General features: G+C 67.9%; 21 protein-coding genes. 7 read left to right on the plus strand and 14 right to left on the minus strand.

Features of this window, described 5'->3' with window-relative positions:
* Positions 1-6: 6 nt before the first annotated feature.
* Together F3I16_RS11715 and F3I16_RS11720 are read right to left on the minus strand one after the other, a co-directional pair.
* A complete protein-coding gene (locus tag F3I16_RS11715; protein WP_160493796.1) occupies positions 7-408 on the minus strand; it encodes a DoxX-like family protein in 402 nt (133 codons plus the stop codon).
* Positions 401-847, minus strand: coding sequence for a thiol-disulfide oxidoreductase DCC family protein (locus tag F3I16_RS11720; protein ID WP_160493797.1), 447 nt, complete (start codon positions 845-847; stop codon positions 401-403). Before F3I16_RS11720 ends, F3I16_RS11715 begins: the two co-directional genes overlap by 8 nt.
* A gap of 143 nt (positions 848-990) precedes the next feature.
* Here F3I16_RS11720 and F3I16_RS11725 point away from each other — a divergent pair, with 143 nt between their 5' ends.
* The gene (locus tag F3I16_RS11725) at positions 991-1587 is read left to right on the plus strand and encodes a hypothetical protein (protein WP_160493798.1); all 597 of its coding nucleotides are present in this window, start codon (positions 991-993) and stop codon (positions 1585-1587) included.
* Between the two features lie 17 nt (positions 1588-1604).
* Here F3I16_RS11725 and F3I16_RS11730 read toward each other — a convergent pair whose 3' ends face one another.
* Together F3I16_RS11730 and F3I16_RS11735 are read right to left on the minus strand one after the other, a co-directional pair.
* Positions 1605-2219, minus strand: coding sequence for a DUF1287 domain-containing protein (locus F3I16_RS11730; RefSeq protein ID WP_160493799.1), 615 nt, complete (start codon positions 2217-2219; stop codon positions 1605-1607).
* Positions 2220-3362 (minus strand): ATP-NAD kinase family protein, encoded by a 1143-nt coding sequence (locus tag F3I16_RS11735; RefSeq protein WP_160493800.1) that lies wholly within the window; start codon positions 3360-3362, stop codon positions 2220-2222.
* Between the two features lie 220 nt (positions 3363-3582).
* On the opposite strand from F3I16_RS11735, the gene F3I16_RS21020 reads away from it, so the two are divergent.
* Complete coding sequence (locus tag F3I16_RS21020; protein ID WP_178116665.1) at positions 3583-3759, plus strand: PA1571 family protein; 177 nt, start codon at positions 3583-3585, stop codon at positions 3757-3759.
* Between the two features lie 65 nt (positions 3760-3824).
* Here F3I16_RS21020 and pdxB read toward each other — a convergent pair whose 3' ends face one another.
* Entirely contained in the window at positions 3825-4955 is a 1131-nt protein-coding gene (gene pdxB / locus F3I16_RS11740) for a 4-phosphoerythronate dehydrogenase PdxB (RefSeq protein ID WP_160493801.1), read from the minus strand.
* A gap of 142 nt (positions 4956-5097) precedes the next feature.
* Here pdxB and amrB point away from each other — a divergent pair, with 142 nt between their 5' ends.
* From amrB to F3I16_RS11755, 3 genes are all read left to right on the plus strand, one after another.
* The gene (gene amrB / locus F3I16_RS11745) at positions 5098-6456 is read left to right on the plus strand and encodes an AmmeMemoRadiSam system protein B (RefSeq protein ID WP_160493802.1); all 1359 of its coding nucleotides are present in this window, start codon (positions 5098-5100) and stop codon (positions 6454-6456) included.
* On the plus strand, positions 6449-7537 hold the full coding sequence (gene amrS, locus F3I16_RS11750) for an AmmeMemoRadiSam system radical SAM enzyme (protein WP_160493803.1): 1089 nt from the start codon (positions 6449-6451) through the stop codon (positions 7535-7537). Before amrB ends, amrS begins: the two co-directional genes overlap by 8 nt.
* Before the next feature lie 115 nt (positions 7538-7652).
* Complete coding sequence (locus tag F3I16_RS11755; RefSeq protein WP_160493804.1) at positions 7653-9020, plus strand: MATE family efflux transporter; 1368 nt, start codon at positions 7653-7655, stop codon at positions 9018-9020.
* Between the two features lie 28 nt (positions 9021-9048).
* Here the strand turns inward: F3I16_RS11755 and tusA are convergent, their stop codons facing one another.
* On the minus strand, positions 9049-9300 hold the full coding sequence (gene tusA / locus F3I16_RS11760) for a sulfurtransferase TusA (protein WP_160493805.1): 252 nt from the start codon (positions 9298-9300) through the stop codon (positions 9049-9051).
* Between the two features lie 70 nt (positions 9301-9370).
* On the opposite strand from tusA, the gene F3I16_RS11765 reads away from it, so the two are divergent.
* On the plus strand, positions 9371-9550 hold the full coding sequence (locus F3I16_RS11765) for a hypothetical protein (RefSeq protein ID WP_160493806.1): 180 nt from the start codon (positions 9371-9373) through the stop codon (positions 9548-9550).
* Here F3I16_RS11765 and rlmM read toward each other — a convergent pair.
* Entirely contained in the window at positions 9525-10574 is a 1050-nt protein-coding gene (gene rlmM / locus F3I16_RS11770; protein ID WP_160493807.1) for a 23S rRNA (cytidine(2498)-2'-O)-methyltransferase RlmM, read from the minus strand. The two genes, F3I16_RS11765 and rlmM, sit on opposite strands and share 26 nt — an antisense overlap.
* A 136-nt stretch (positions 10575-10710) precedes the next feature.
* Between rlmM and acnA the strand changes: the two genes are divergently transcribed.
* Entirely contained in the window at positions 10711-13386 is a 2676-nt protein-coding gene (gene acnA / locus F3I16_RS11775; protein WP_160493808.1) for an aconitate hydratase AcnA, read from the plus strand.
* An 81-nt stretch (positions 13387-13467) separates the two neighbouring features.
* Here the strand turns inward: acnA and F3I16_RS11780 are convergent, their stop codons facing one another.
* From F3I16_RS11780 to algG, 7 genes are all read right to left on the minus strand, one after another.
* On the minus strand, positions 13468-14907 hold the full coding sequence (locus F3I16_RS11780) for a mannose-1-phosphate guanylyltransferase/mannose-6-phosphate isomerase (protein WP_160493809.1): 1440 nt from the start codon (positions 14905-14907) through the stop codon (positions 13468-13470).
* A gap of 95 nt (positions 14908-15002) precedes the next feature.
* Positions 15003-16124, minus strand: a complete 1122-nt coding sequence (locus tag F3I16_RS11785; protein ID WP_372239622.1) for a mannuronate-specific alginate lyase — start codon at positions 16122-16124, stop codon at positions 15003-15005.
* Between the two features lie 3 nt (positions 16125-16127).
* A complete protein-coding gene (locus F3I16_RS11790; protein ID WP_160493811.1) occupies positions 16128-16775 on the minus strand; it encodes an alginate O-acetyltransferase AlgF in 648 nt (215 codons plus the stop codon).
* Between the two features lie 27 nt (positions 16776-16802).
* Complete coding sequence (locus tag F3I16_RS11795) at positions 16803-17954, minus strand: alginate O-acetyltransferase (RefSeq protein WP_160493812.1); 1152 nt, start codon at positions 17952-17954, stop codon at positions 16803-16805.
* A gap of 12 nt (positions 17955-17966) precedes the next feature.
* Complete coding sequence (locus F3I16_RS11800) at positions 17967-19439, minus strand: MBOAT family protein (RefSeq protein ID WP_160493813.1); 1473 nt, start codon at positions 19437-19439, stop codon at positions 17967-17969.
* An 88-nt stretch (positions 19440-19527) separates the two neighbouring features.
* The gene (locus F3I16_RS11805) at positions 19528-20949 is read right to left on the minus strand and encodes an alginate biosynthesis protein AlgX (RefSeq protein WP_160493814.1); all 1422 of its coding nucleotides are present in this window, start codon (positions 20947-20949) and stop codon (positions 19528-19530) included.
* 10 nt (positions 20950-20959) lie between these two features.
* Positions 20960-22522, minus strand: coding sequence for a mannuronan 5-epimerase AlgG (gene algG, locus F3I16_RS11810; protein ID WP_256670156.1), 1563 nt, complete (start codon positions 22520-22522; stop codon positions 20960-20962).
* Position 22523: the final 1 nt, after the last annotated feature.

Consider the following 22523-nt stretch of genomic DNA (forward strand, 5'->3'; position numbering starts at 1 on the left):
CCGCAATCAGTGGGGTTGAAGCGGACCGGGCAACGGCTTCTCCGCCAACCAGGCCAGCAGGCACAGCGCCAGCCCCGCCAGATTGGTCGACAGCGGATTGAAGGCCTGCAACAACAGATGGGGGCTGAACCACGCCACATCAAGCAGCAGCCCGAGCAATACCGCGGCCACCAGCAGCAACGGCCAGCGCCGCCGGCGCAGCAACACCAGCAACAGGCCCAGGGCGACCTCGCCCAGCCCGGCCAGCTGCGCGATCGCCTCGACCGCGCCGAAGCCGTGGGCCTGGATCATCGCCACCTCGTCGGGGCTGAGCCAGAGGATCTTCGGCACCAGGCCGTGCCAGACGAACATCAGCGCCAGCGCCACGCGGGCCAGCAGGGCGATCTGCTGCAGGCGCGGCTCAATCATGCAGGAAACGCCGCGCATGGTCGGCCGACGGCAGCAGGCAGCTGTCGTAGCGCCCGAACAGGCGATAGCGGTTCAGCGCGATGCGGTCGTAAGCCCAGTCGCGCAACGGCCGCGGGATCAGGCGCAGCCCGGCCAGCAGGCGCCAGGGTGCGGGCAGCTGGGCGAGGATGCGCAGCAGCGCCGTGGAGCGGACGAACAGCTCGGCGCCCTCGACGTAGGCCATGGTGTCGAAATGTTCGGTCGGCAGGCCGAACCAGCGCAGGATCGCCTGGCCTTCGGCCGACTGCACCGAACACAGGCGAAAGCGCCGCTCGTGGTCATGGCGAATGAGGAACTGCGCCCAGCCGTTGCACAGCTTGCAGACGCCGTCGAACAGCACCACCCGCTCGGCGGGCTGGATATGGGGTGGCAGTGGCAGCGCGGTAGACAATGGCGGCATCCTTTCACGAGTGTGCGCCGGCCCATCCTCTGACATCCGCAAGGATTTGCCTAGTGAAGCGCGAAGCCGTTCAGCGTCGGGTTCGTACCCAGTCACTACAATCGCCACCGCATGGACTCAATCAACACACAGGGAATACAGGGATGTATCGATTCAAAACGGACGCCTTCGACAGCCGCAAACTCGGCGCCATCATCGCCGACCTGCAATGCCGCGGCCTCGAAGTAGAGGCCCGCTGGGCCGACAACAACCAACCCTGCGCGCCCGGCCAGGCCAACAAGCTGCTGCTGTTCATCGACAGCCGAGAGTTCTTCTGCCAGGAAGACAAGCGTGTCCGCTTCGACCCGCAGAGCTTCACCGAGGAGCAGCAGGCATTCATCTTCCAGACGCTCGCCGCCCAGGGGCTGATCCAGCCGCCGGACTACTCGACGGGCGCTATCTGCCTGATTTTCTACGCCCTCATTCAGCTGCTGGTGCTGTCACGCCTGCTGGAAATGGGAACCGCCTGGCTGCTCGGCATTGAGCTGTGCAATGCCCTGCTGCTGGCCGGGCATGCCCTGTACTTCAGCCTGCGCAAAGCCGACAGCGAGATCCCGGCCTGGCTGCCCCTCGGCCTGATGCTGCCGGCGCTGATCCTGCTGGCCCCCGCCTCCCTGCTCAACCTGCCGCTGCTCAACGCACACCAGCGCGCGCGGGCTTACGCCCGCGTCCCCCAGCGGCTGCTGCCGACAGGCGCCTGAACGGCGCAGGTCGCGGACTACGGCCGGGCAAAGCGGTAATGCCCGGTCACCTTGAAGGCGAACAGGATGTCTTCTTCCCGGGTGCCGCGGCCGATGTTGTGCAGGATCAGCGGTACGCCCTGGGCGCTGCGGCGGTCGGAAACGATGCCGATATGGCTCAGGCCGTTGCCCAGGTCCCAGGTCACCACATCGCCGCCCCGGTAGGCCGACGCCGCCTCGCTGGGCGGCCGGGCCAGGCCCTGGCGGCGCAGCCAGGTCATCAGGTTGGGTACCCGGCGGTGGTCGATATTGCGATCCGGGCGTTTCAGCCCCCAGTTGTTCGGGTAGGCGGAGAAATGCGCACGCATGTCCTCGTGCACCGCCTGCTGCAGGTCCAGGCCCTGGGCGCGCAGGGCGCGGATCAGCACATCGGTGCATACCCCGGTAGCCAGCGGCACATCGCCGCCGGGATAGTCGAGCCGGCGATAGACCGGGTCGTAGCCCAGGGTCACGCCGACCTGCTGGCGCGCCGCGCTGACCAGCTGTTCCGCCTGGATCGGCTGCGCCCAGGCCGGTAGCGCCAGGCACAGGCACAGACAGACCAGTACGGCGCGGCGCAACGCCTGCTCAAGCCATGGGCAGCCCTGACGCATTTAATCCTCCTGCAGCCGTTGGTCCGCCCAGCCCACGGGGTAGAGCAGCTCTTCCTTGTAACCTGCCCACACCCGCAACGCATCGGGGAAGGCCTCGTCCAGCTGCGGATCGCCGCTGTCCACCAGCAGCGGGCGGCCTGCCAGGGTGCCGAGCTTGCGCTTGGTGGCGATCACCCGCAGGTGGTCGAGGCCGATGGCGCGCAGCACCCGCGGGCTGATCTGCTGGTTGCCGCGGCCGATGATATGGCCCTGGCCGCCGATGGCGGTGACCAGCAGGCGCGCCGGATGACCATCGACCAGCGCGTACAGCTGCGCCTCGGTCACGTCGCGGGCCAGCACCGCGCCGTTCTCGACCACGTCGACGCCGAGCAGGGTGGTCTCCAGGCCGAGGTTCTGCGCCAGGCCGTGCAGGGTCGAGCCGGGGCCGAAGACGTAGCGCACGCCCTGCTCCCAGCTCTCCTGCAGCCAGTCGGCCAGGTCGACCAGCACCAGTTCCTCGGACTCCATGCCGGCCTGCTTGACGTGCTGCATGAAGCTGCCTTCCACCGGCACCCTCAGCTCGCCGTACCAGCGCGCACTGACCTTGCCGTCGCGCAGCGCCGCCTCGTCGAGGTCGCGCACCTCGCCGCTGGCCAGGCGCACCAGGCCGCCCTCGACCAGGCGCCGGGCCAGCTCGCCGGCGGCGCGCGGGCTGATGGCGTAGACCCCGGAATGGATCTTCACCCCGGCCGGGATGCCCAGCACCGGCTGTTCCTCGCGCACCGCGGCGCAGATGTCGCGGGCGGTGCCGTCGCCGCCGGCGAACAGGATCAGCGCACAACCGGCATCCTGCAGGGCCTGCACGGCACGCCGGGTATCGGCGGCGCTGGTCGGGCCGGCATCCAGAGCGCCGAGCACGCGATGGGCATAGCCCAGTTCAGCCAGCAGATCGGCACCCATCGGGCCGGGAAAGCAGAGGAACTGCAGGCGCCCGGCCACCGGCCGCAGGCATTCCAGGGCAATCCGCGTACGCTCGGCGGCGCGCGGCTCGGCGCCGCGGGCCAGGGCCTCGGCGGCCACCCCGTCGCTGCCCTTGAGCGCGGCGGTTCCCCCCAGGCCGGCCAGGGGGTTGATGATCAAGCCGATATGAAAGGTGCTGCTCATGCAGGCTCCTGCTATCACTACCTATAAAGTCGGATGGGCGGATCGCAGCGTTTGTTCGACACTACTCCCAGGAGCATCGGCGCCGACGCCCCCGAGACCGACAAGTCCTGCGGGCCTGCTACGCCCGCGCTGCCGTCGCTTTCCCGGCGCGGCGGACTGTCACCGCGCCTTCACATAGTCGCCCTAGACTGCGCGCATTCACCTGCAGAGGAGACCAGCCATGCGCTTGAAAGACAGCAGTTCCAACCCTCAGCGCGTCGCCACGCTGAAACCGCAACAGACCGTGGGCGGCGCCTTCATCGATGCCCAGGGTCGCGAAGTACCGATCACCGAAGGCATGATCCAGCGCGCCTGCCGCGAACTGGAGAAGAACTGGTCCGCCAGCAAACAGGCCTGAAGCTTTCCCCCTCTTGCCCTCTGGGCCATCTGACCCGGGCCATGCGCCCGGGTTTTTCTTGCCCGTCAAATCGTCCGGGCGCCCAGCGCCGCCACCAGTTGCCGTAGGGCCGGCGCCTCGCCCTGCACGGCAACGCGCAAACCGTCGATCTCGCGGCGATAGGGGTAATGCTTGCGCAGGGCATCGAAGGCCGCCTTGCGCCGCGCCGCGTCGCCGGCCAGCGAACGACGGAAATCCGCATCGTCGCGGCGCGGGTCGTACACCGCCCGGCACAGGGTGGCCAGCGCCCAGTCGGGCGCGGCGCCGGCATCCAGGCTCAGCGCGCCGAGCCAGGCCGGCGGCAGCAGATCGCCCAGTTGCACCTGCTCGGCCAGGCCGGTGGCGGCGCAGTAGGCCTGGTAGATCTGCGCGGTGCCGCGCAGCTTGCCGTCCAGGCTGTAGCCGGCGATATGCGGCGTGGCGATCCGGCACAGCGCGGCCAGCTCGGGGTCGACCTGCGGCTCGCCCTCCCACACATCCAGCGCCACCTGCAGGTCCGCGCCGCCTAGCAGATGCTGGCGCAGCGCCGGGTTGTCCACTACCGCGCCGCGGCTGGCGTTGATCAGCCAGCTGCCGGCGCGCAGCCGTTGCAGCTCGCCGGCACCGAACAGGTGGCGGGTGCCGGCATCCAGCGGGGTGTGCAGGCTGATCACGTCGCAGTCGCGCAGGATGCCGGCCAGGTCGACGAAATCGCCGCCCTCGGCGGCCTGCCGCGGCGGATCGCAGACCCGCACATCCCAGCCCAGGCCACGCAGCACCTGGACCAGGCGCGCACCGACCTGGCCGGCGCCGACCACGCCATAGCAGCGTTCGGCCAGCCGCTTGCCGGTCTGCTCGGCCAGCGCCAACAGGCAGCCCAGCACATAGTCGACCACGCCGCGGGCGTTGCAGCCGGGGGCGCTGGACCAGGCGATGCCGGCTTCGCGCAGATACTCGAGGTCGAGGTGGTCGGTGCCGATGGTGCAGGTGCCGACGAAACGTACCCGGCTGCCCTGCAGCAAGGCGCGGTCGACGCGGGTCACCGAGCGCACCAGGAGCACCTCGGCATCGCCGAGCACGCCACGGTCGATGCCGCGGCCGGGGTGGCGGCTGATCTGGCCAAACCCGCCGAAGAACTCGTCGAGCAGGGGAATGTTTTCGTCGGCAAGGATGCGCATGGGGAACTCCGGCAGTCAGGCCGCCATTCTACGGAAGCGCCGCCGCGCTTGTCCCGCCCGCACCATTGGTTAAATTTTAACCAGCAGCCCTTGCACTTCTCCCCCGCGGCCCTATCTAAGCCCTGAGGAAGAGGATTTTGCCATGCCCAGTATCCGCCCAGCCGCCGTCGCCGGCCTGTTCTATCCGTCTGCCCCGCAGCAACTGCGCCGCGAGGTCCAGGCCCTGCTGGCCGCCGCCGCGCCGACCGGCGCCACGCCAGCGCCCAAGGCGCTGATCGTGCCGCACGCCGGCTACCCCTATTCCGGCCCGGTGGCCGCGCAGGCCTATGCGCGCCTGCCGGCGCTGGCCGGGCGCATCCGCCGGGTGGTGCTGCTGGGGCCGACGCACCGGGTGGCGGTTCGCGGCCTGGCCCTGCCCGCGACGCAGGCCTTCGCCACGCCGCTGGGCCAGGTCGCGCTGGATCTTCCGGGCATGGCGGCCATCGCCGGGCTGCCGCAAGTCTGCGTCAGCGACGCGGCGCATGCCCTGGAACATTCCCTGGAGGTGCAGCTGCCCTTCCTGCAGGAGACGCTGGGCGACTTCCAGCTGCTGCCGCTGGCCGTGGGCGATGCCAGCACCGCCGAGGTGGCCGAGGTACTGGAACGCCTGTGGGGTGGTGACGAGACCCTGATCCTGATCAGTTCCGACCTCTCGCACTACCTGCCCTATGCCCAGGCCAGGCAGACCGACGAGGCCACGGTACGCCAGATGCTCGCCGAGCAACCCGGCCTGGACCACGCCCAGGCCTGCGGCGCCACGCCGGTCAACGGCCTGCTCAGCTGTGCGGCCCGCCACGGGCTGCGTGCCGAGCTGCTCGACCTGCGCAACTCCGGGGACACCGCCGGCGACCAGTCGCGGGTCGTCGGCTACGCGGCCATCGCCTTCTACGCCGCGGCGCCGGCCAAGACCGAAGATGCCCGCGGCGAGACGCTGCTGAAGGTGGCCCGCGATGCGATTTCCCGCCATTTGGGCGGCCCCGGCCATGGCCATGCCGAGCGCGCCTGGCTGCGCCAGCCGGGCGCCACCTTCGTCACCCTGACCCAGCAGGGCCAGCTGCGTGGCTGCATCGGCAGCCTGGAGGCGCACCGGCCGCTGATCGACGACGTGCGCGCCAATGCCGTGGCCGCAGCCAGCAGCGACTGGCGTTTCCCCGCGCTGCAACGTGCCGAGCTGGGCAGCACGCGCATCGAGGTGTCGCTGCTCTCGGCCATCGAGGAATTGGCCGTCGACAGCGAGCAGCAGCTGCTGGAATGCCTGCGTCCGGGACGGGACGGTCTGCTCCTGGAATTCCGCCAGGCCCGTGGCACCTTCCTGCCGCAGGTCTGGGAACAATTGCCCGAACCGGCCGACTTCCTCGCCCAGCTCAAGCGCAAGGCCGGCCTCCCCGCCGACTTCTGGCACGCGGAGATCCGCCTGGGGCGCTACGGCGTCAGCAAGTGGCGGGAGGCCGAGCATGAGTGAGCCGACCAGGCACTACCCCGGGCGCTGGTGGCACCCGCTGGCCGACGGCCGCATCCAGTGCGACCTCTGCCCGCGCGACTGCAAGCTGCGCGACGGCCAGCGCGGCGCCTGCTTCGTGCGCATGCGCGAAGGCGAGCAGATGGTGCTGACCACCTACGGCCGCTCCTCCGGCTTCTGCATCGACCCGATCGAGAAGAAGCCGCTCAACCACTTCCATCCCGGCACCTCGGTGCTGTCCTTCGGCACGGCCGGCTGCAACCTGGCCTGCAAGTTCTGCCAGAACTGGGACATCAGCAAGTCCCGCGACATGGACCGCCTGATGGACCAGGCCAGCCCCGAGCAGATCGCCCTGGCCGCACTGAGCGCGGGCTGCGCCAGCGCGGCCTTCACCTACAACGACCCGGTGATCTTCGCCGAATACGCCATCGACACGGCCCTGGCCTGCCGCGCGCACGGCGTCCACCCGGTGGCGGTGACCGCCGGCTATATCCATGCCGACGCGCGGCGCGAGTTCTATGCGGTGATGGATGCCGCCAATGTCGACCTCAAGGCCTTCACCGAGGACTTCTACTTCAAGCTCACCGGCGCGCACCTGCAGCCGGTGCTGGACACCCTGGTCTACCTGCGCCACGAGACCGAGGTGTGGACCGAAATCACCACCCTGCTGATCCCCGGCCACAATGACTCGACCACCGAGATCGAGGCGCTGTGCCGCTGGATCTACCGCGAACTGGGGCCGGACGTGCCGCTGCACTTCACCGCCTTCCACCCCGACTTCAAGCTGCGCGAGATCCCGCCGACGCCGCCGGCGACCCTCAGCCGGGCGCGGCAGATCGCCTGCGACCAGGGCCTGCACTACGCCTACACCGGCAACGTGCACGACACCGCCGGCGGCACCACCTTCTGCCCGGGCTGCGCCAAGCCGCTGATCGTGCGCGACTGGTACCGCATCCTCGACTACCAGGTGAGCGAGTCCGGGCACTGCCCGCACTGCCACACCGCCATCGCCGGGCGCTTCGGCCAGTACGCTGGTTCGTTCGGGCAGCGGCGGATTCCCGTGCGCCTGAACGACGTACCCTGAGCCGGGGCGCGCAGCCTAGGTGCAGACCGTCCACGACACCTGTCTACCCAGACAAGATTGATGCCGCCGGCGCGCCGGCGGAGTAGAATCGCCGGCCCTGTCGTCGGATCTGCCCATGCCTGCCCTCACCCGTCCCGCCCGCATCCGCGCCGAACTGCGCGCCCTGCTGGCGCTGGCCACCCCGATCATCATCGCGCAACTGGCGCACACCGCCATGGGCTTCGTCGACACCGTGATGGCCGGTCGCGTCAGCCCGCGCGACCTGGCCGCCGTGGCCCTGGGCAACTCGCTGTGGGTGCCGGTGTTCCTGCTGATGACCGGCATCCTGCTGGCGACCACGCCGAAAGTGGCGCAACGCTTCGGTAGCGGCCAGCACCAGGAGATCGGCCCGCTGGTACGCCAGGCGCTGTGGCTGGCCCTGGCCGTGGGCGGTGGCGCCGCCGTCCTGTTGTGGAATGCCGAGCCGGTGCTGCACCTGATGCAGGTCGACCCCAGCCTGATCGAGCCGGCCATGGGCTACCTGCGCGGGGTGGCCTGCGGCTTCCCCGCCGTGGCGCTGTACCACGTGCTGCGCTGCTACAGCGACGGCCTGGGGCATACCCGGCCGAGCATGATGCTGGGCATCGGCGGCCTGCTGCTGAATATCCCGCTGAACTACGTGCTGATCTACGGCAAGCTCGGCCTGCCGGCCCTCGGCGGCGTGGGCTGTGGCTGGGCCACCGGCATCGTCATGTGGAGCATGCTGCTGGGCATGCTCTGGTGGGTGAACTGGGCGCCCTACTACCGCCCCAGCCAGCTGTTCGCCCGCTTCGACTGGCCGCAGTGGCCGGTGCTCCGGCGCCTGCTGGCGATCGGCGTACCGATCGGCGTGGCGGTGTTCGCCGAGGCCAGCATCTTCTCGGTGATCGCCCTGCTGATCGGTGGGCTGGGCGCCACGGTGGTGGCCGGCCACCAGATCGCCCTGAACTTCAGCTCGCTGGTGTTCATGATCCCCTACTCCCTGGGCATGGCCGCCACCGTGCGCGTCGGCCAGTCACTCGGCCGCGACCAGCCGCGCGAGGCGCGCTTCGCCGCGGGCGTAGGCATGGCCACCGCCCTGGCCTATGCCTGCCTGTCGGCCAGCCTGATGCTGCTGTGGCGCAGCGAGATCGCGCAGATCTATACCGCCTCGGCGGAAGTGATCGCCGTGGCGTCGAGCCTGATCGTCTACTCGGCGCTGTTCCAGTTCTCCGATGCCATCCAGGTCACCGCCGCCGGTGCCCTGCGCGGCTACCAGGACACCCGCGCGACCATGCTCTACACCCTGTTCGCCTACTGGGGCATCGGCCTGCCGGTGGGCTACGGCCTGGGCCTGGCCGACTGGTTCGGCGAACCATCGGGGCCGCGCGGCCTGTGGCAGGGCCTGGTAGTCGGCCTGACCTGCGCCGCCGTGCTGCTCGGCATTCGCCTGGCGCGCAGCGCGCGCCGACGCATCCGCGCTTAGCAGTCAGTTTTGCAACGGCTTGCCGGGCTCAGTCGAGCTTCTTGCGAATCCAGTAGAGATAGCTGCCGGCTTCCTCGCCCTGCTCGACCAGTTCATGGCCGAGGAACAGGCAGAACTTGGGGATGTCGCGACGGGTCGAAGGATCGGTGGCGATCACCTTGAGCAGGCCGCCGGCCGGCAGGTCGCGCACCTTGTTGTGCAGCATCATCACCGGCTCCGGGCAGTTGAGCCCGCTGGCGTCGAGGATGGCGTCGGGAATGTCGGCAGATTGTTGGGACATGGGCTACTCCGGAAACAGGCCGCTATTGTCGCGCAAAGGGCGCCGCGCGCCCAGCGCAGGAGGTCGGAGCATGGCAAGCACGCCAGACTGGTGCGTCAAACGCCTGGACGACAACGGCAATGAATTCGTCCTGCGCACCGGCCTCAGCCGCGAGGAGGCCGAGCGCCTGGCCCGCGACTACCAGGCCCGCGGGCACAAGCAGACCTACTGGGCCTGCCCTCAGGCTACAGACGCCGCAGGTGGCAGGTAACTTCCTCGCGGTCGTGGTAGAGCTGCTTGCAGGCGATCGAGACCTTGATCTTGCGCGCGGCGAAGGCGTCCTCCAGGCGTTGCAGCAGGCGGCAGACCTCGGCATAGCGCTGCTTCATCGGCAGCTTGAGGTTGACCACCGCCTCGCGGCACAGGCCCTCGCCGATCCAGGTTTCCAGCAGTGCCGCATTGCGCGCCGGCTTCTCGACTATGTCGCAGACCATCCAGTCCACCGGCTGTTTGGGCTTCCAGGTAAAGCCGTCGACCATCAGGTGCTGGACCAGGCCGGTGTCCATCAGGCTTTGCGCCATCGGCCCGTTGTCGATGGCGGTGACCAGCATGCCGCGCTTGACCAGCTGGTAGGTCCAGCCACCGGGGGCGGCGCCGAGGTCGACGCCGGTCATCTCGTCCGACAGGCGCGTGTCCCACTGCTCGCGCGGGATGAAATAGTGCCAGGCCTCCTCCAGCTTGAGGGTCGAGCGACTCGGCGCCTCGCGCGGGAACTTCAGACGCGGGATGCCCATCGGCCAGGGCGCCTGGTTGTTCGCCTCGGCAAGGCCGAGGAACACCTCGCGGCCGCTCTTGAAGGTCAGCAGCAGGCGCGGCTTGCTCGGGTCATCGACCAGCCTGCAGGCCGCCGTCAGCGCCTTGCGCAGCGGCGCCTCGAACTTCTTGCAGAAGTTCGACAGTTCCTTGCCGTCGTTGGTGTCGAACACTTCCAGCCACAGGCTGCCGCACACCGGGTAATCGGCCAGGGCCTGCAGCAGCACGCTGATGCGGTCGCTTTCCGGCAGCGGCAGGTAGCTGCCGCGCGCCCACTGGCGCGGGAAGATCAGTTTGTTGAAGCGCAGGCCCTGCATCAGCCGCTGCGCGCCATCGGCCTCGCTGCAGACGAATTCGGCATGGGCGCTGTTCGGCTTGCCCTTGGCATAGCCGGGCACCTCCAGGCGCGCGGCGTGTTCGCTGATTTCGGCACAGACTTCAGCTTCGAAGCCCGGGCGGCAGTGCAGTAGCAGGGTATTCATCGCGGTTCTCCTCAGGCCGCGCATGATAGCCGAGTCGGCCCGCCACGGCGCGCCGGGGAAAGTGGCGGGAGTTGACTCGGCGGTCTAGTTTCACTAACTCGCCATCAGCCGGTTCCGACCGCGCAGGAGAAACGCCATGCCCTCCCTGGACAGCCTCAATTGCCAGCGCCGCCTGGAGATCGACGGCCAGCGCTACCAGTACTACGACCTCAACGCGGCGGCCAAGAGCCTTGGCGACATCCGCCGCCTGCCGCTGTCGCTCAAGGTGCTGCTGGAAAACCTGCTGCGCCACGAAGACAACGCCACGGTCAGCGTTTTCGATATCAAGGCCATGGTCGACTGGCAGCAGCAGCGGCGCAGTGACCACGAGATCCAGTTCCGCCCGGCCCGCGTGCTGATGCAGGACTTCACCGGCGTGCCGGCGGTGGTCGACCTGGCCGCCATGCGCGCGGCCATGGCCGCCGCCGGCGGCGACCCGCAGCAGATCAACCCGCTGTCGCCGGTGGATCTGGTCATCGACCACTCGGTGATGGTCGACCAGTACGCCTCGCCCAGCGCCTTCGGCCAGAACGTCGCCATCGAGATGCAGCGCAACGGCGAGCGCTACGCCTTCCTGCGCTGGGGGCAGAACGCCTTCGCCAACTTCCGCGTGGTGCCGCCGGGCACCGGCATCTGCCACCAGGTCAACCTGGAATACCTGGCGCGCACCGTGTGGACCAAGGAGGAAGACGGCCAGACCTTCGCCTTCCCCGACACCCTGGTCGGCACCGACTCGCACACCACCATGATCAACGGCCTTGGCGTGCTCGGCTGGGGCGTCGGCGGCATCGAGGCGGAGGCGGCCATGCTCGGCCAGCCGGTGTCGATGCTGATTCCCGAGGTGATCGGCTTCAGGCTCAGCGGCAAGCTGCGCGAAGGCATCACCGCCACCGACCTGGTGCTGACCGTGACGCAGATGCTGCGCAAGCAGGGCGTGGTCGGCAAGTTCGTCGAATTCCATGGCGACGGCCTGGCCGAGCTGCCCCTGGCCGACCGCGCCACCATCGCCAACATGGCCCCGGAATACGGCGCCACCTGCGGTTTCTTCCCGGTGGACGGGATCACCCTCGATTACCTGCGCCTGTCCGGCCGCCCGGAAGCCAGCGTCAAGCTGGTCGAGGCCTACAGCAAGGCCCAGGGCCTGTGGCGCGAGCCGGGCCTTGAGCCGCTGTTCAGCGACAGCCTGGAGCTGGATCTGGCCAGCGTCGAGGCCAGCCTGGCCGGGCCCAAGCGCCCCCAGGACCGGGTGCCGCTGCCGCAGGTGGGCCAGGCCTTCGCCGACCTGCTGGCCCTGCAGGGTAGGGACAAGGTCGCCAGTGCCAGCGTCAGCCATGACGGCCAGCACTATCAACTGGAGGACGGCGCCGTGGTGATCGCCGCCATCACCTCCTGCACCAACACCTCCAACCCCAGCGTGATGATGGCCGCCGGCCTGCTGGCCAAGAAGGCGGTGGAAAAGGGCCTGAGCCGCAAGCCCTGGGTGAAGAGTTCGCTGGCCCCCGGCTCCAAGGTGGTCAGCGAATACTTCGCCGCCGCCGGGCTGACGCCCTACCTGAATCGACTGGGCTTCGCCCTGGTCGGCTACGGCTGCACCACCTGCATCGGCAACTCAGGGCCGCTACTCGAACCGATCGAGGCGGCGATCCAGGGCGCCGACCTGACCGTGGCCTCGGTACTCTCCGGCAACCGCAACTTCGAGGGCCGCGTACACCCGCTGGTCAAGGCCAATTGGCTGGCCTCACCGCCGCTGGTGGTGGCCTACGCCCTGGCCGGCACGGTGCGCATCGATCTCAGCAGCCAGCCGCTGGGCAGCGGCACGGACGGCGCGCCGGTGTACCTGCGCGACATCTGGCCGAGCCAGGCGGAAATCGCCGCGGCCGTGGCCCAGGTCGACAGCGCCATGTTCCGCCGCGAATACGCCGCGGTGTTCGCCGGCGACGCGCAGTGGCAGGCAATCGCCGTGCCGCAGGCCGCCACCTACCAGTGGCAGGCCGACTCCACCTATATCCAGCACCCGCCGTTTTTCGCCGACATCGCCGGCGACCCGCCGCATGTCGGCGACATCCACGGCGCGCGCATCCTCGCCCTGCTCGGCGACTCGGTAACCACCGACCACATCTCCCCCGCCGGCAACATCAAGCAGGATAGCCCGGCCGGGCGCTACCTGGCCGGGCACGGCGTGGCCCCGGCCGACTTCAACTCCTACGGTTCGCGACGTGGCAACCACGAGGTGATGATGCGCGGCACCTTCGCCAATATCCGCATCCGCAACGAGATGCTCGGCGGCGAGGAAGGCGGCAATACCCTGCACATCCCCAGCGGCGACAAGCTGGCGATCTTCGATGCGGCCATGCGCTACCAGGACGAAGGCGTGCCGCTGGTGATCTTCGCCGGACAGGAATACGGCACCGGCTCGTCCCGCGACTGGGCGGCCAAGGGCACCAACCTGCTGGGGGTCAAGGCGGTGATCGCCGAGAGCTTCGAGCGCATCCACCGCTCCAACCTGGTTGGCATGGGCGTGCTGCCGCTGCAGTTCCGTCCCGGGCAAACGCGCAAGACGCTGCAACTCAATGGCACGGAGAAAGTCGGCATCGGCGGCCTGGATGGCGTCAGCCTGCGCCCGCACATGAGCCTGGCGCTGGACATCACCCGCGCCGACGGCAGCCACGAGGAAGTCGAGGTGCTGTGCCGCATCGACACGCAGAACGAGGTGGAGTACTTCAAGGCCGGCGGCATCCTGCAGCATGTGCTGCGGCAGATGCTGGCCCACTGAGAACCTGTCCACGATCAAGCGATCGTAAACAGGTTCTGAGAGTGGCGGCGGCTTGCCCGCCGCCAACTGCAGGCATGCCGATCAGCTCGGCACGGTGGCCTTGGGCGTACGCCCGTAGACGTCTTCCAGGCGCTCGATGTCGTCCTCGCCCAGATAGCCGCCGGACTGCACCTCGATGATCTCCAGGGGGATCTTGCCCGGGTTGCTCAGGCGGTGCACCGAGGCGATCGGGATGTAGGTCGACTGGTTTTCCGTGAGCAGGAACACCCTGTCGTCGCAGGTCACCTGCGCCGTGCCGGACACCACGATCCAATGCTCGGCGCGGTGATGGTGCATCTGCAGCGACAACTGCGCGCCCGGCTTGACGGTGATGCGCTTGACCTGGTGGCGCGTGCCGTTGTCCACCGAGTCGTAGTTGCCCCAGGGGCGGTACACCGCGCAGTGGTTCTGGGTTTCCTGGCGGCCCTGGGCATCCAGGGCGTTGACCATCTTCTTCACGTCCTGCACGGCATCCTTGTGCGCGACCATCACCGCATCCTTGGTCTCGACCACCACCACGTCGTTCATGCCGATCAGGGTGACCAGCTTGGAGGTGCCGTGGACGAAGCTGTTGTGGCTGTTGTGGGTGACCACATCGCCCTTGATCACGTTGCCGTCGCTGTTCTTCTCCTGCACGTCCCACAGCGACGACCAGGAGCCCACATCGTTCCAGCCGGCCGCCAGCGGCACGACGCAGGCGCGCGCGGTCTTCTCCATCACCGCGTAGTCGATGGAGTTGTCCGGGCAGCACTCGAAGGTGCCGGCGTCGATGCTCAGCACCCCGCCGCTGCTCTTGCTGCGTTCGAGCGTCAGCACGCAGGTGTCGTAGATATCCGGCTCATGGCTGCGCAGCTCGTCGAGGTAACGGCTGGCGCGGAACAGGAACATGCCGCTGTTCCAGTAGTAGCCACCGCTGCGCACGAACTCGCTGGCGCGCACAGGGTCGGGCTTCTCGACGAACTGCTTGACGCGGTAAGCGCCGGGGACCAGGGTCTCGCCCTCCTCGCCACGCGCCGCCTTGATGTAGCCGAAGCCGGTTTCCGGGCGGTCCGCGGGAATCCCGAACAGCACCATCTCGCCCTCTTCGGCGGCGATGCGCGCCAGTTCCAGGGCCTGGCGCAGGCTCAGCTCGTCACTGATCACATGGTCGGCCGGGAGGATCAGCATCAGCTCGTCACGCTCCTCGGCCAGCAGCTGCAGGGCGGCCATGGCCACCGCCGGCGCGGTATTGCGCCCGAACGGTTCGAGCAGCATGCCCTGGGCAGTGATGCCGATCTTGGCCAACTGCTCGTTGACGATGAAGCGATGCTCCAGGTTGCACACCACCAGCGGCTTCTGCATGCCTTCGAACGCCAGGCGTTGCAGGGTCTGCTGGAACAGCGACAGCTCGCCGGTGAGGGCGAGGAACTGCTTGGGATACATCTTGCGCGACAAAGGCCACAGGCGAGAGCCGCTACCACCAGAAAGAATGACCGGGATCATGGGTCTGTCTCCAATTTAATATCCGTTTAAATTTGGACCTGTCTCGCCGCCGGAACGGATGTACCGGGCAGCGGGAACTGCATCAGGAATCACTTTCAAGGCAGTTGCCCGGAAAACAGCTGGGTCATGTCACCGCCGAGCCGGTAGGTGCTCAGCGGCTCGATCGAGCGCCGCCACGCGTCCGTGCTCTCCGAGCACGGGTACAGCGCGCAGTAAGGCTCCAGCCAGGCAAATCGGTTGCTGTCCTGCAGGTCCTCCAGGGTCTGCGGGTAACCGGTCTTTTCTTGGAATATCTGCGGCTCGCGCAGGCCGGCCTGCATGCGTAGCGCCAGGCGTTGCAGGGCGCCGTCATTCTCGCCACGCAGGTCCAGGCCATTGGCCTCGGCGAACGCCGCGATCATCAGCAGCGGCCCCATGCTGTAGTTGTGGTACGCCAGCGCGCGGGTCTGCCGGGACAGCTCCAGCGGCAGATAGCCTTCGCCATCGACCTGCTGCATGCCATGCCGGTACTGCGCGACGGCCCAGTCGAACAGGTCGCGCCGGTCGAGCACCACGGCCGTGGCCATCACCGACCAGGCGGCCCAGTACTGGTGATTGTTGCGCCGCTCCAGCGGCTGGGCGTTCCAGTCGATCACCACCTGATCGGCCAGCTCGCCCAGCCACGCCTCGATGCGTTCGGCCTGTTCGGCATGCCCCGCGAGCGGCTGCGAGCGGGAAAACTTCAAGCGCAGGTAGGCGCCCGCGACGCTGCCCAGGGCCCATTTGCGCACCGATTTGCCGGTGTGGTTGTAACGCTCGCTGAGCAGCGCCTCGGCCTCGGCCCAGGTGTCCAGCCAGCTCAGCGCGCAATCGGCATAGGCCGGCTGGCCCGTCGCCAGGTAGCGGCCGACCAGGCGGTTGCTGCCGTTCTCCAGCTGGCGCACGTCCTCGGTGAGCTGCGCATAGCGGGCCGCGGCCGCACCGTTGATCTTGTCGCGGGCCGCATCGGACCCGGCGTACTTGCTCGGGAAGTACAGCTCGCCGGTATAGGGCGGCGGCACCGGCGGGCAGCTCGGCACCTTGCCCTGCGCCGTGGCGGCGCTGCGCAGGTAACCGGCGGGCGGCACCAGCGTGGCGCCAGCGCGCTCCCAGGAGCAGCCCTGGGCCAGCAGCAAGGCCAGGCAAAGCCCGCCACGCAGCAGCACCGCCAATGTCCGATCCGCAAGCTTCATGGCCATTCCTCAGTCGGTGGTGACCGGACGCTTAACCCACACCGGCGACAGCTTGTCGGCGCTGCCGGTGACGTACAGGCTGACCACCTCGCCACGCTCGATCACCAGGGGGCTGAGGTCGCTGACCTTGCGCTCGCCGGCAAACAGCGCCAGGCGCACCTTGACCGGGTTGATCTCGCGCTCGCCACGGGCCTGGCCGGCTACCGCCTTGATCACCTCGGTCTTGCCGTCGGCGGTCTTCAGCGTCAGCGCGCTGTCGGACAGGTTCTGCAGGCGCAGCAGCGACTTCTGCCGGTTCTTGAACAGCGGCTCCTCGATCAGGCTCAGCTCGCCGCCCGGCAGGCGCACCAGGGTGTAGTAGGTGTTTTCGGCCAGGCTGACGGCCAGGCTCTTGCCGCCCGCCTTGGCGCTGTAGCTGCCGGCGGGAAGAAACTCGTAGTCACTGCTGCCCTTCGGCGCGATATCGCTGAAGTGCAGGTTGCCCAGGTTGGCATCCAGGGTTTCATTGGCGGCGTTGTAGCTGCGCACGAAGGCCGAGCCGTCCGGGGCGACCGGACCGTACAGGGTGGCTTCGTCGGCCATGGCCAGCGGCGCGCACAGGCTGAGCAACAGGCTGCCCAGACGAGCGGAGCGGTTGAGGGTACGAATCATCGACATGGGTGTTTCCTCGGCAGACAGGACGACTCAGCGAGCCGTCGCGGGTTTAACGGGATCGCGCAGCGCCAGCTGCTCATTACCGCGCAGGCGCTCGAGCCAGGCGCTGTCGAAACCGGACAGGTCGCTCGGCAGCATCAGGTAGCGCTCCGGGAACTCCCAGATCACCAGGCGCAGATCGGCGGTTTCCGCCCGCTCGCGCTGCAGCAGGCGCAACATCGGCACCAGCGGGCCATGGCCATCCTCGGCGTAGTTGAGCAGGTCGCTGCCCAGCTCCTGCTTGAGCGCGCCGGCGAAGTTCCATTTCGGGTTTGCGCTGTAGCTGGTACCGACCAGCGCCACCTGCGGCTGGGCGTCGCCGAACAGTTCGGCGGCCGTCTCCGCGCCCGCCTCGGCGGCCTCGGTATGCCGCGGCTGCAGGCTTTCCGCCTGCGGCTGCAGGGCGGCGAAATAGGGTTCCATGGGCAGGAAGCTGAGCAGGTCGCCCTTGTGCGGCTGGCTATCGGTGGTACGGGTGACGAAGCGCTGCTCGCCACGCGACCAGTCCCCCCGTGCGGCCAGGTACTCGGCCAGCGCCTTGGCAGTGGCCTCGGCGCCATGGGGCGTCCAGTGGGTGTCGGTGCGCAGGAACACCGCCGCAGCGCTCTTGGCCTGCTGCAGCGCCGGCAGCAGATCCGGGCCCGGCAGCTGCTGCGTCTGCATCAGCGCATGGGCCTGGGCATACAGCGCCTGCTGGGCGGCGACCGGCTTGGCCGCGGCCAGCTGTTCCGGGTACAGGCGCGCCTTGGCCGGCAGCAGGGCCAGCACCAGTTCGATGTCGCGGCGCTTGAACTCCTCCTGCACGGCCGCGATCAGCCGCCAGTTGTCCTGCAGCTGCTGCGGGTTGCTGGCCGGCTTGAACTCCTCGTCGGTGAACAGCCAGTCCTCGCGCCCCACCACCACGCCCGGGCGACCTTCGCCGAACAGGGTGAACTCCAGGGCGGCCCAGGCGTTGGTGCCGAACTCCTTGACCGGGAACTGCTTGTCATAGTGCTTCTCGATGGCATGCGCCAGCTTGCCGTTCAGCAGCGGGGTTTCGCTGGCCGCGGAGAAGCTCAGCAACGCCGGCAGCGAGGCCAGCGACAGGGCCAGCAGCAAGCCGAGAAACAGCAGGCTGTACAGGATATTGGCGGTACGCGACATGACGGCGCCTCCTCAGAACTGGAAATACAGGAAGGGAGAGAAGCTCTGTGCCGACAGCTTCAGCACCGCGGCGGCGAACAGCAGCAGGACGGCAGCATGGAACAGCAGCGCGCGGTAGCTCAGCGCCACGCCCACGGCAGCGCCCCCCGCCGGGATGGCGTCCGCGGCCCGCGCCTTGGGCGCACCGGCCAGCGGCTGGGCATAGAACTGGCGAATGCCGCACCAGGCCATCACCGCATAGGACAGCAGCAGGGTGGCGACCTGCAGGCTGGTCAGCTGCGCGCGGGTCAGCTCGGAGAGGCGCCAGTCGCCGAAGCTGAACATGGCCGCATACATGCGCCAGGCCACGTCGAGGTTCTCGGCGCGGAAGATCACCCAGCCGATCACCACCAGGGCGAAGGTGAAGGCCCACTTCAGCGGGCGGATGCGCTGCGGCGCGGCGTCGACGCCCAGGGCGCGCTCGATGGCCAGCCACATGCCATGCCAGGCGCCCCAGATCACGTAGGTGAAGTTGGCGCCATGCCACAGGCCGCCCAGCAGCATGGTCAGGAACAGGTTGCGGTAGGTGGCGAAGGTGGTGCCGCGGTTGCCGCCCAGGCTGATGTACAGGTAGTCGCGCAGCCAGGTGGACAGGCTGATGTGCCAGCGCCGCCAGAACTCGGTGATCGACTGGCTGATATAGGGCTGGTTGAAGTTCTCCATGAAGCGGAAGCCCATCATCAGGCCCAGGCCGATGGCCATGCTGCTGTAACCGGCGAAGTCGAAATACAGCTGCGCGGTATAGGCCAGGGCCCCCAGCCAGGCATCGCCGGTACTGGGGTTGGCCAGGGCGAAGCAATGGTCGGCGATCGGCGCGATGCTGTCGGCGATGAACACCTTCATGATGAAGCCCTGCATGAAGCGCGTGCAGCCTTCGGCGAACTTGTCCACCGTGTGGGTGCGGTGGTTGAACTGGTCCACCAGGTCGCGAAAGCGCAGCACCGGGCCGGCGATCAGGTGCGGGAAGATCGCCACGAAGGCGGCGAAGTCGATCAGGTTGTGGGTGGCCGGGGTATCGCCGCGGTAGACGTCGATGATGTAGCTGATCGACTCGAACACGTAGAACGAGATGCCGATCGGCAGCAGGATGTGGGTGAGCACGAACGGCTCGATGCCGAACGAGGCGATGATGGCATTGAGGCTGTCCACGCCGAAATTGGCGTACTTGAAGTAGCCCAGCACGCCCAGGTCGACCACCACGCCGAGGATCAGCCATTTCTGCGCGGCCCTGGTGCGCACCCCGGCCGCCCCGACCCGCAGGCCGATCCAGTAGTTGAGCAGGGTGACCGCGGCGAACAGCGCGAGGAAGTCGATGCGCCACCAGGCGTAGAAGATGTAGCTGGCCACCAGCAGCAGCAGATTGCGGTAGCGATTGCCGCTCAGGTAGTACAGGCCGAGAAATATCGGCAGGAACAAAAACAGAAATACGTTGGATGAAAAAACCATGCCTTCACTCTCCGATTAAGCCGCGCCCTCCCCCCGATCCCTCGGGGGTAAGCCGGTGCCCGCTGGGCACCGGCGCGTCCTGGTTTCGTTAGTCCGCGCGAGCCTGCAGGGCCGCCCCGGCGTCGTCGCGACGCGGGCAGATGCTGGCCTCGACCTGCATGCCGGCGGGGATGTCCGCGGGCATCTCGATCTCCAGGGACAGCAGGGTCTGCCCCGACCACTCCGGGCCATCGCGCAGGCCGAAGACGAAGCGGCCGTCGGGCTCCACTTCCGGGGCGCGGGAAATGTTCAGGTTGTCGCGCGAGCCACTCATGTACAGAAACGAGCTGCGCAGGTCGCGCACATTGCCGCCGCTGAACTGGATATCGGCGACATAGTCCTCGCTGCGGATCGGCTTGACCGTGGTGTTCACCAGAATCTGGTTGACCCCCGGGTGCAGGGCCACCTTCTGGCTCAGCGCCGCCGGCGAGGCCTGGCAACCGTTGGCGAGCATCGGCATGATCTGCCGGTAGAAGATCGACATGGCCAGGTCGTAGTAGCTGTTGATCTCCCAGACCAGGATCTTCGGCGGGTCGTTCTGGAAGTCCTGGCTGCCCAGGTACTGCAGCATGGCGCTGTGGAAGCCACCGCCGGTTACCGAGCGGTTGTCCACATCGACACTGGCGTACTGCTTGAGGAAGCCATCGAAGTTGTACTGCGCGGAGCTGAAGCTGGTGCCCACCAGCACCACATCGGGCGCCGCGGTTTCGCCGAACAGCTCGGAGCTTTCATCCTTGGGCTCGGTGGCCACGCGGGTGAAGTATTCGTTGGCGTAACCGTTGCCGCAGATCTTGCCAAAGGCCTGGTTGAGCGAGCCGATCTTGTGCCGTACGCCCTCCGTGCGCGTGACGAACTCCTTGCGTGGAATGCTCTTGAACACCTCCGACTTGCCCAGCTCGGCGGCCAGCAGCTGCGCCGTCTGTTCGGCGCCACGGGGCGTCCAGTGGTTGTCGCGCTTGAAGAACAGCGTCTCGCGTACCGCCGCCGGCTGTTCCAGCAGCGCCGACAGGTCTGGCACGCGAATGCCCAGACTGCGCAGGCGCTCGATGGTCGCCAGGTAGTTCTTGCGTGACAGCTCGGCATCGTAGCCGCTGCGGCTCTGCGCGCTGAGCATCTCCGGGCTGACCAGGCCACGCGGCGGCAGGTAGACCATGACCAGCTCCACGCCCCGCTCCTTGAGGGCATCGCGCAGGCGCTGCAGGTGCTGGTAACCCTCGGCCGTGGTGCCGATATCGGTCATCAGATCGATCTTGCTGCGGAACAGCCAGTCATCGCGGCCCTGCACCAGCTTGGTGAACTCGCCCATGTCGCCGGTATAGGTGCTGTCTTGCAGGGCCTGCGGGCAGATTTCGCAGCAACGCTCGATCTTGTACTGCGGCGCCTCTTCGGCACGGGCGGTGCCGGCCAGCAGGCCGAACAGCCCCAGCGAGGCCAGCAGGCCGGCCGCTTTCGCGCTTGAATTGCGTGTCATCGCTCGTTCCTCACTTCTGCAATTGCGCCAGCTGGTCTAGCGGCAGGACCAGCACGGCCTTCTTCTGCCGCACGAGCAGGTCGAGAATCTGGTTCTTGTCGGCGGCCAGCGCGCCGAACATGCCGATACCCGTGGGTTTGGTCGGCATCAGCATGTCCAGCTGGTAGAGTTTCACGCTCTGCGGCCCCACCACCGAGATGGCACCCGACTGGTTGCCCACCAGGCGCCCGCCGACCACGGTCATCGACAGGTTCATGTCGAAGGGGTCCAGCGCCAGGTCGCGGTCGGTACCGTTGAGGTCCTTGACGTGGCCGTAGATGCCGAGCAGGCCGTTGGCCACCGCCAGGTTCTCGTACAGACCGACCTCGGCGCTGTTGCGCACCCGGATGCCGTGCCGGTCGTTGTTGAAGGCCTTGTTGCCCCAGAGCAGGTTCTGGCCGCTCTCGTAGATGGTGATGCCGTCGGACTTGTTGCGGTAAATCTCGTTGTAGGCGATCACGTTGTTGACGCTGGTACGGTCGATGACGATGCCGGACAGGTGGTTCTCGTAGGAGCGGTTGTTGAAGATCCAGCTGTCGTTGACCTCGCGCGAAATGATGATGCCGTGCTTCTGCACCGTGCCGTAGGCGGTGTTCTCGGCAATGATCAGGCGCCGCGAGCGGTCGTGGGGGTCGATGCCGTAGACCAGGTTGTTGCGGTAGGTATTGCCGCGCAGCACCACGTCGAAGGCCTCGTAGCAGTAGAAGCCGTACCACATGTCGTCGAACATCGAGTTGAGCAGCCAGCCGGTGGGATGACCGCGCTGCATGATCGGGTGCATCGCCGGGCTGTACTGCGAGATCGACACGCCGTAGGACTTGCTCGCGGTGTAGCCGAGGCTGGAAACCACGCTGTTGACGATGTAGGTCTCGGTGCCGCCCCAGGAGTTGAGGAACGGGCGGAACTTGCCCTTCTTGCGGAACCAGTCCTGCTGGTTCTCGGCCTCGCGCCAGGCGGTCAGGCGGCTGTCGGTGATGAACAGCTTGCCGTCGTTGATCAGGAACGCGCCGCGCTCGCTGGACAGACGGAAATCCTTGGTCTCCTTGCCGATGTGCAGGGTCGCGCCCTGGCTGACCACGATCGGCAGGCGGGCCAGGTACACGCCCGGCTCGGTCTCGCGGAAGTACTTCTGCGGCAGGCTGCGCGCCAGGTCCACCGGGGTCACGTAGCCGCCCTCGATGAACACCACCTGGGGCATCTCGCCCTGGCGCTTGACCCACTCGCGCAGGCGCTCGTCGCCACCGGTGAACTCCACCAGCGGGTTCTGCTCGATCATGCCGCGCACCACCACGCGCCCGGCCGGCTTGGCCTGGACCTTGGCGTAGACCGCCTCGGCGGTGTAGCCGCTCAGGTCGGGCAGCTGTGGCGCCTCACGCTGCAGCGACTCGACCGGGATGCTCGACACCCGATAGGCCTGGTGCTTGACCTCGGCGGCCTCGGCGGCCACGGCCAACGCCAGCCCGCCCGCCAGCAGCAGGCCATGGCGCAGCAGTTGCCTGAATGCTCTAGGTGAATCCATCTTGCCAGTCTCCATG

It is taken from the genome of Pseudomonas sp. L-22-4S-12, assembly GCF_009799935.1.
In the GTDB taxonomy this organism is placed as follows: Bacteria; Pseudomonadota; Gammaproteobacteria; order Pseudomonadales; family Pseudomonadaceae; genus Aquipseudomonas.

Coding starts and splice junctions, on each gene's coding strand:
- F3I16_RS11785 (WP_372239622.1), bottom strand. CDS start 16,124: ATGGCCATGAAGCTTGCGGATCGGACATTGGCGGTGCTGCTGCGTGGC.
- F3I16_RS11730 (WP_160493799.1), bottom strand. CDS start 2,219: ATGCGTCAGGGCTGCCCATGGCTTGAGCAGGCGTTGCGCCGCGCCGTA.
- F3I16_RS11800 (WP_160493813.1), bottom strand. CDS start 19,439: ATGGTTTTTTCATCCAACGTATTTCTGTTTTTGTTCCTGCCGATATTT.
- F3I16_RS11765 (WP_160493806.1), top strand. CDS start 9,371: ATGGCAAGCACGCCAGACTGGTGCGTCAAACGCCTGGACGACAACGGC.
- F3I16_RS11790 (WP_160493811.1), bottom strand. CDS start 16,775: ATGTCGATGATTCGTACCCTCAACCGCTCCGCTCGTCTGGGCAGCCTG.
- F3I16_RS11715 (WP_160493796.1), bottom strand. CDS start 408: ATGATTGAGCCGCGCCTGCAGCAGATCGCCCTGCTGGCCCGCGTGGCG.
- amrS (WP_160493803.1), top strand. CDS start 6,449: ATGAGTGAGCCGACCAGGCACTACCCCGGGCGCTGGTGGCACCCGCTG.
- rlmM (WP_160493807.1), bottom strand. CDS start 10,574: ATGAATACCCTGCTACTGCACTGCCGCCCGGGCTTCGAAGCTGAAGTC.
- acnA (WP_160493808.1), top strand. CDS start 10,711: ATGCCCTCCCTGGACAGCCTCAATTGCCAGCGCCGCCTGGAGATCGAC.
- F3I16_RS11780 (WP_160493809.1), bottom strand. CDS start 14,907: ATGATCCCGGTCATTCTTTCTGGTGGTAGCGGCTCTCGCCTGTGGCCT.
- F3I16_RS11795 (WP_160493812.1), bottom strand. CDS start 17,954: ATGTCGCGTACCGCCAATATCCTGTACAGCCTGCTGTTTCTCGGCTTG.
- tusA (WP_160493805.1), bottom strand. CDS start 9,300: ATGTCCCAACAATCTGCCGACATTCCCGACGCCATCCTCGACGCCAGC.
- F3I16_RS11725 (WP_160493798.1), top strand. CDS start 991: ATGTATCGATTCAAAACGGACGCCTTCGACAGCCGCAAACTCGGCGCC.
- F3I16_RS11720 (WP_160493797.1), bottom strand. CDS start 847: ATGCCGCCATTGTCTACCGCGCTGCCACTGCCACCCCATATCCAGCCC.
- algG (WP_256670156.1), bottom strand. CDS start 22,522: ATGGAGACTGGCAAGATGGATTCACCTAGAGCATTCAGGCAACTGCTG.
- amrB (WP_160493802.1), top strand. CDS start 5,098: ATGCCCAGTATCCGCCCAGCCGCCGTCGCCGGCCTGTTCTATCCGTCT.
- F3I16_RS11755 (WP_160493804.1), top strand. CDS start 7,653: ATGCCTGCCCTCACCCGTCCCGCCCGCATCCGCGCCGAACTGCGCGCC.
- pdxB (WP_160493801.1), bottom strand. CDS start 4,955: ATGCGCATCCTTGCCGACGAAAACATTCCCCTGCTCGACGAGTTCTTC.
- F3I16_RS21020 (WP_178116665.1), top strand. CDS start 3,583: ATGCGCTTGAAAGACAGCAGTTCCAACCCTCAGCGCGTCGCCACGCTG.
- F3I16_RS11735 (WP_160493800.1), bottom strand. CDS start 3,362: ATGAGCAGCACCTTTCATATCGGCTTGATCATCAACCCCCTGGCCGGC.
- F3I16_RS11805 (WP_160493814.1), bottom strand. CDS start 20,949: ATGACACGCAATTCAAGCGCGAAAGCGGCCGGCCTGCTGGCCTCGCTG.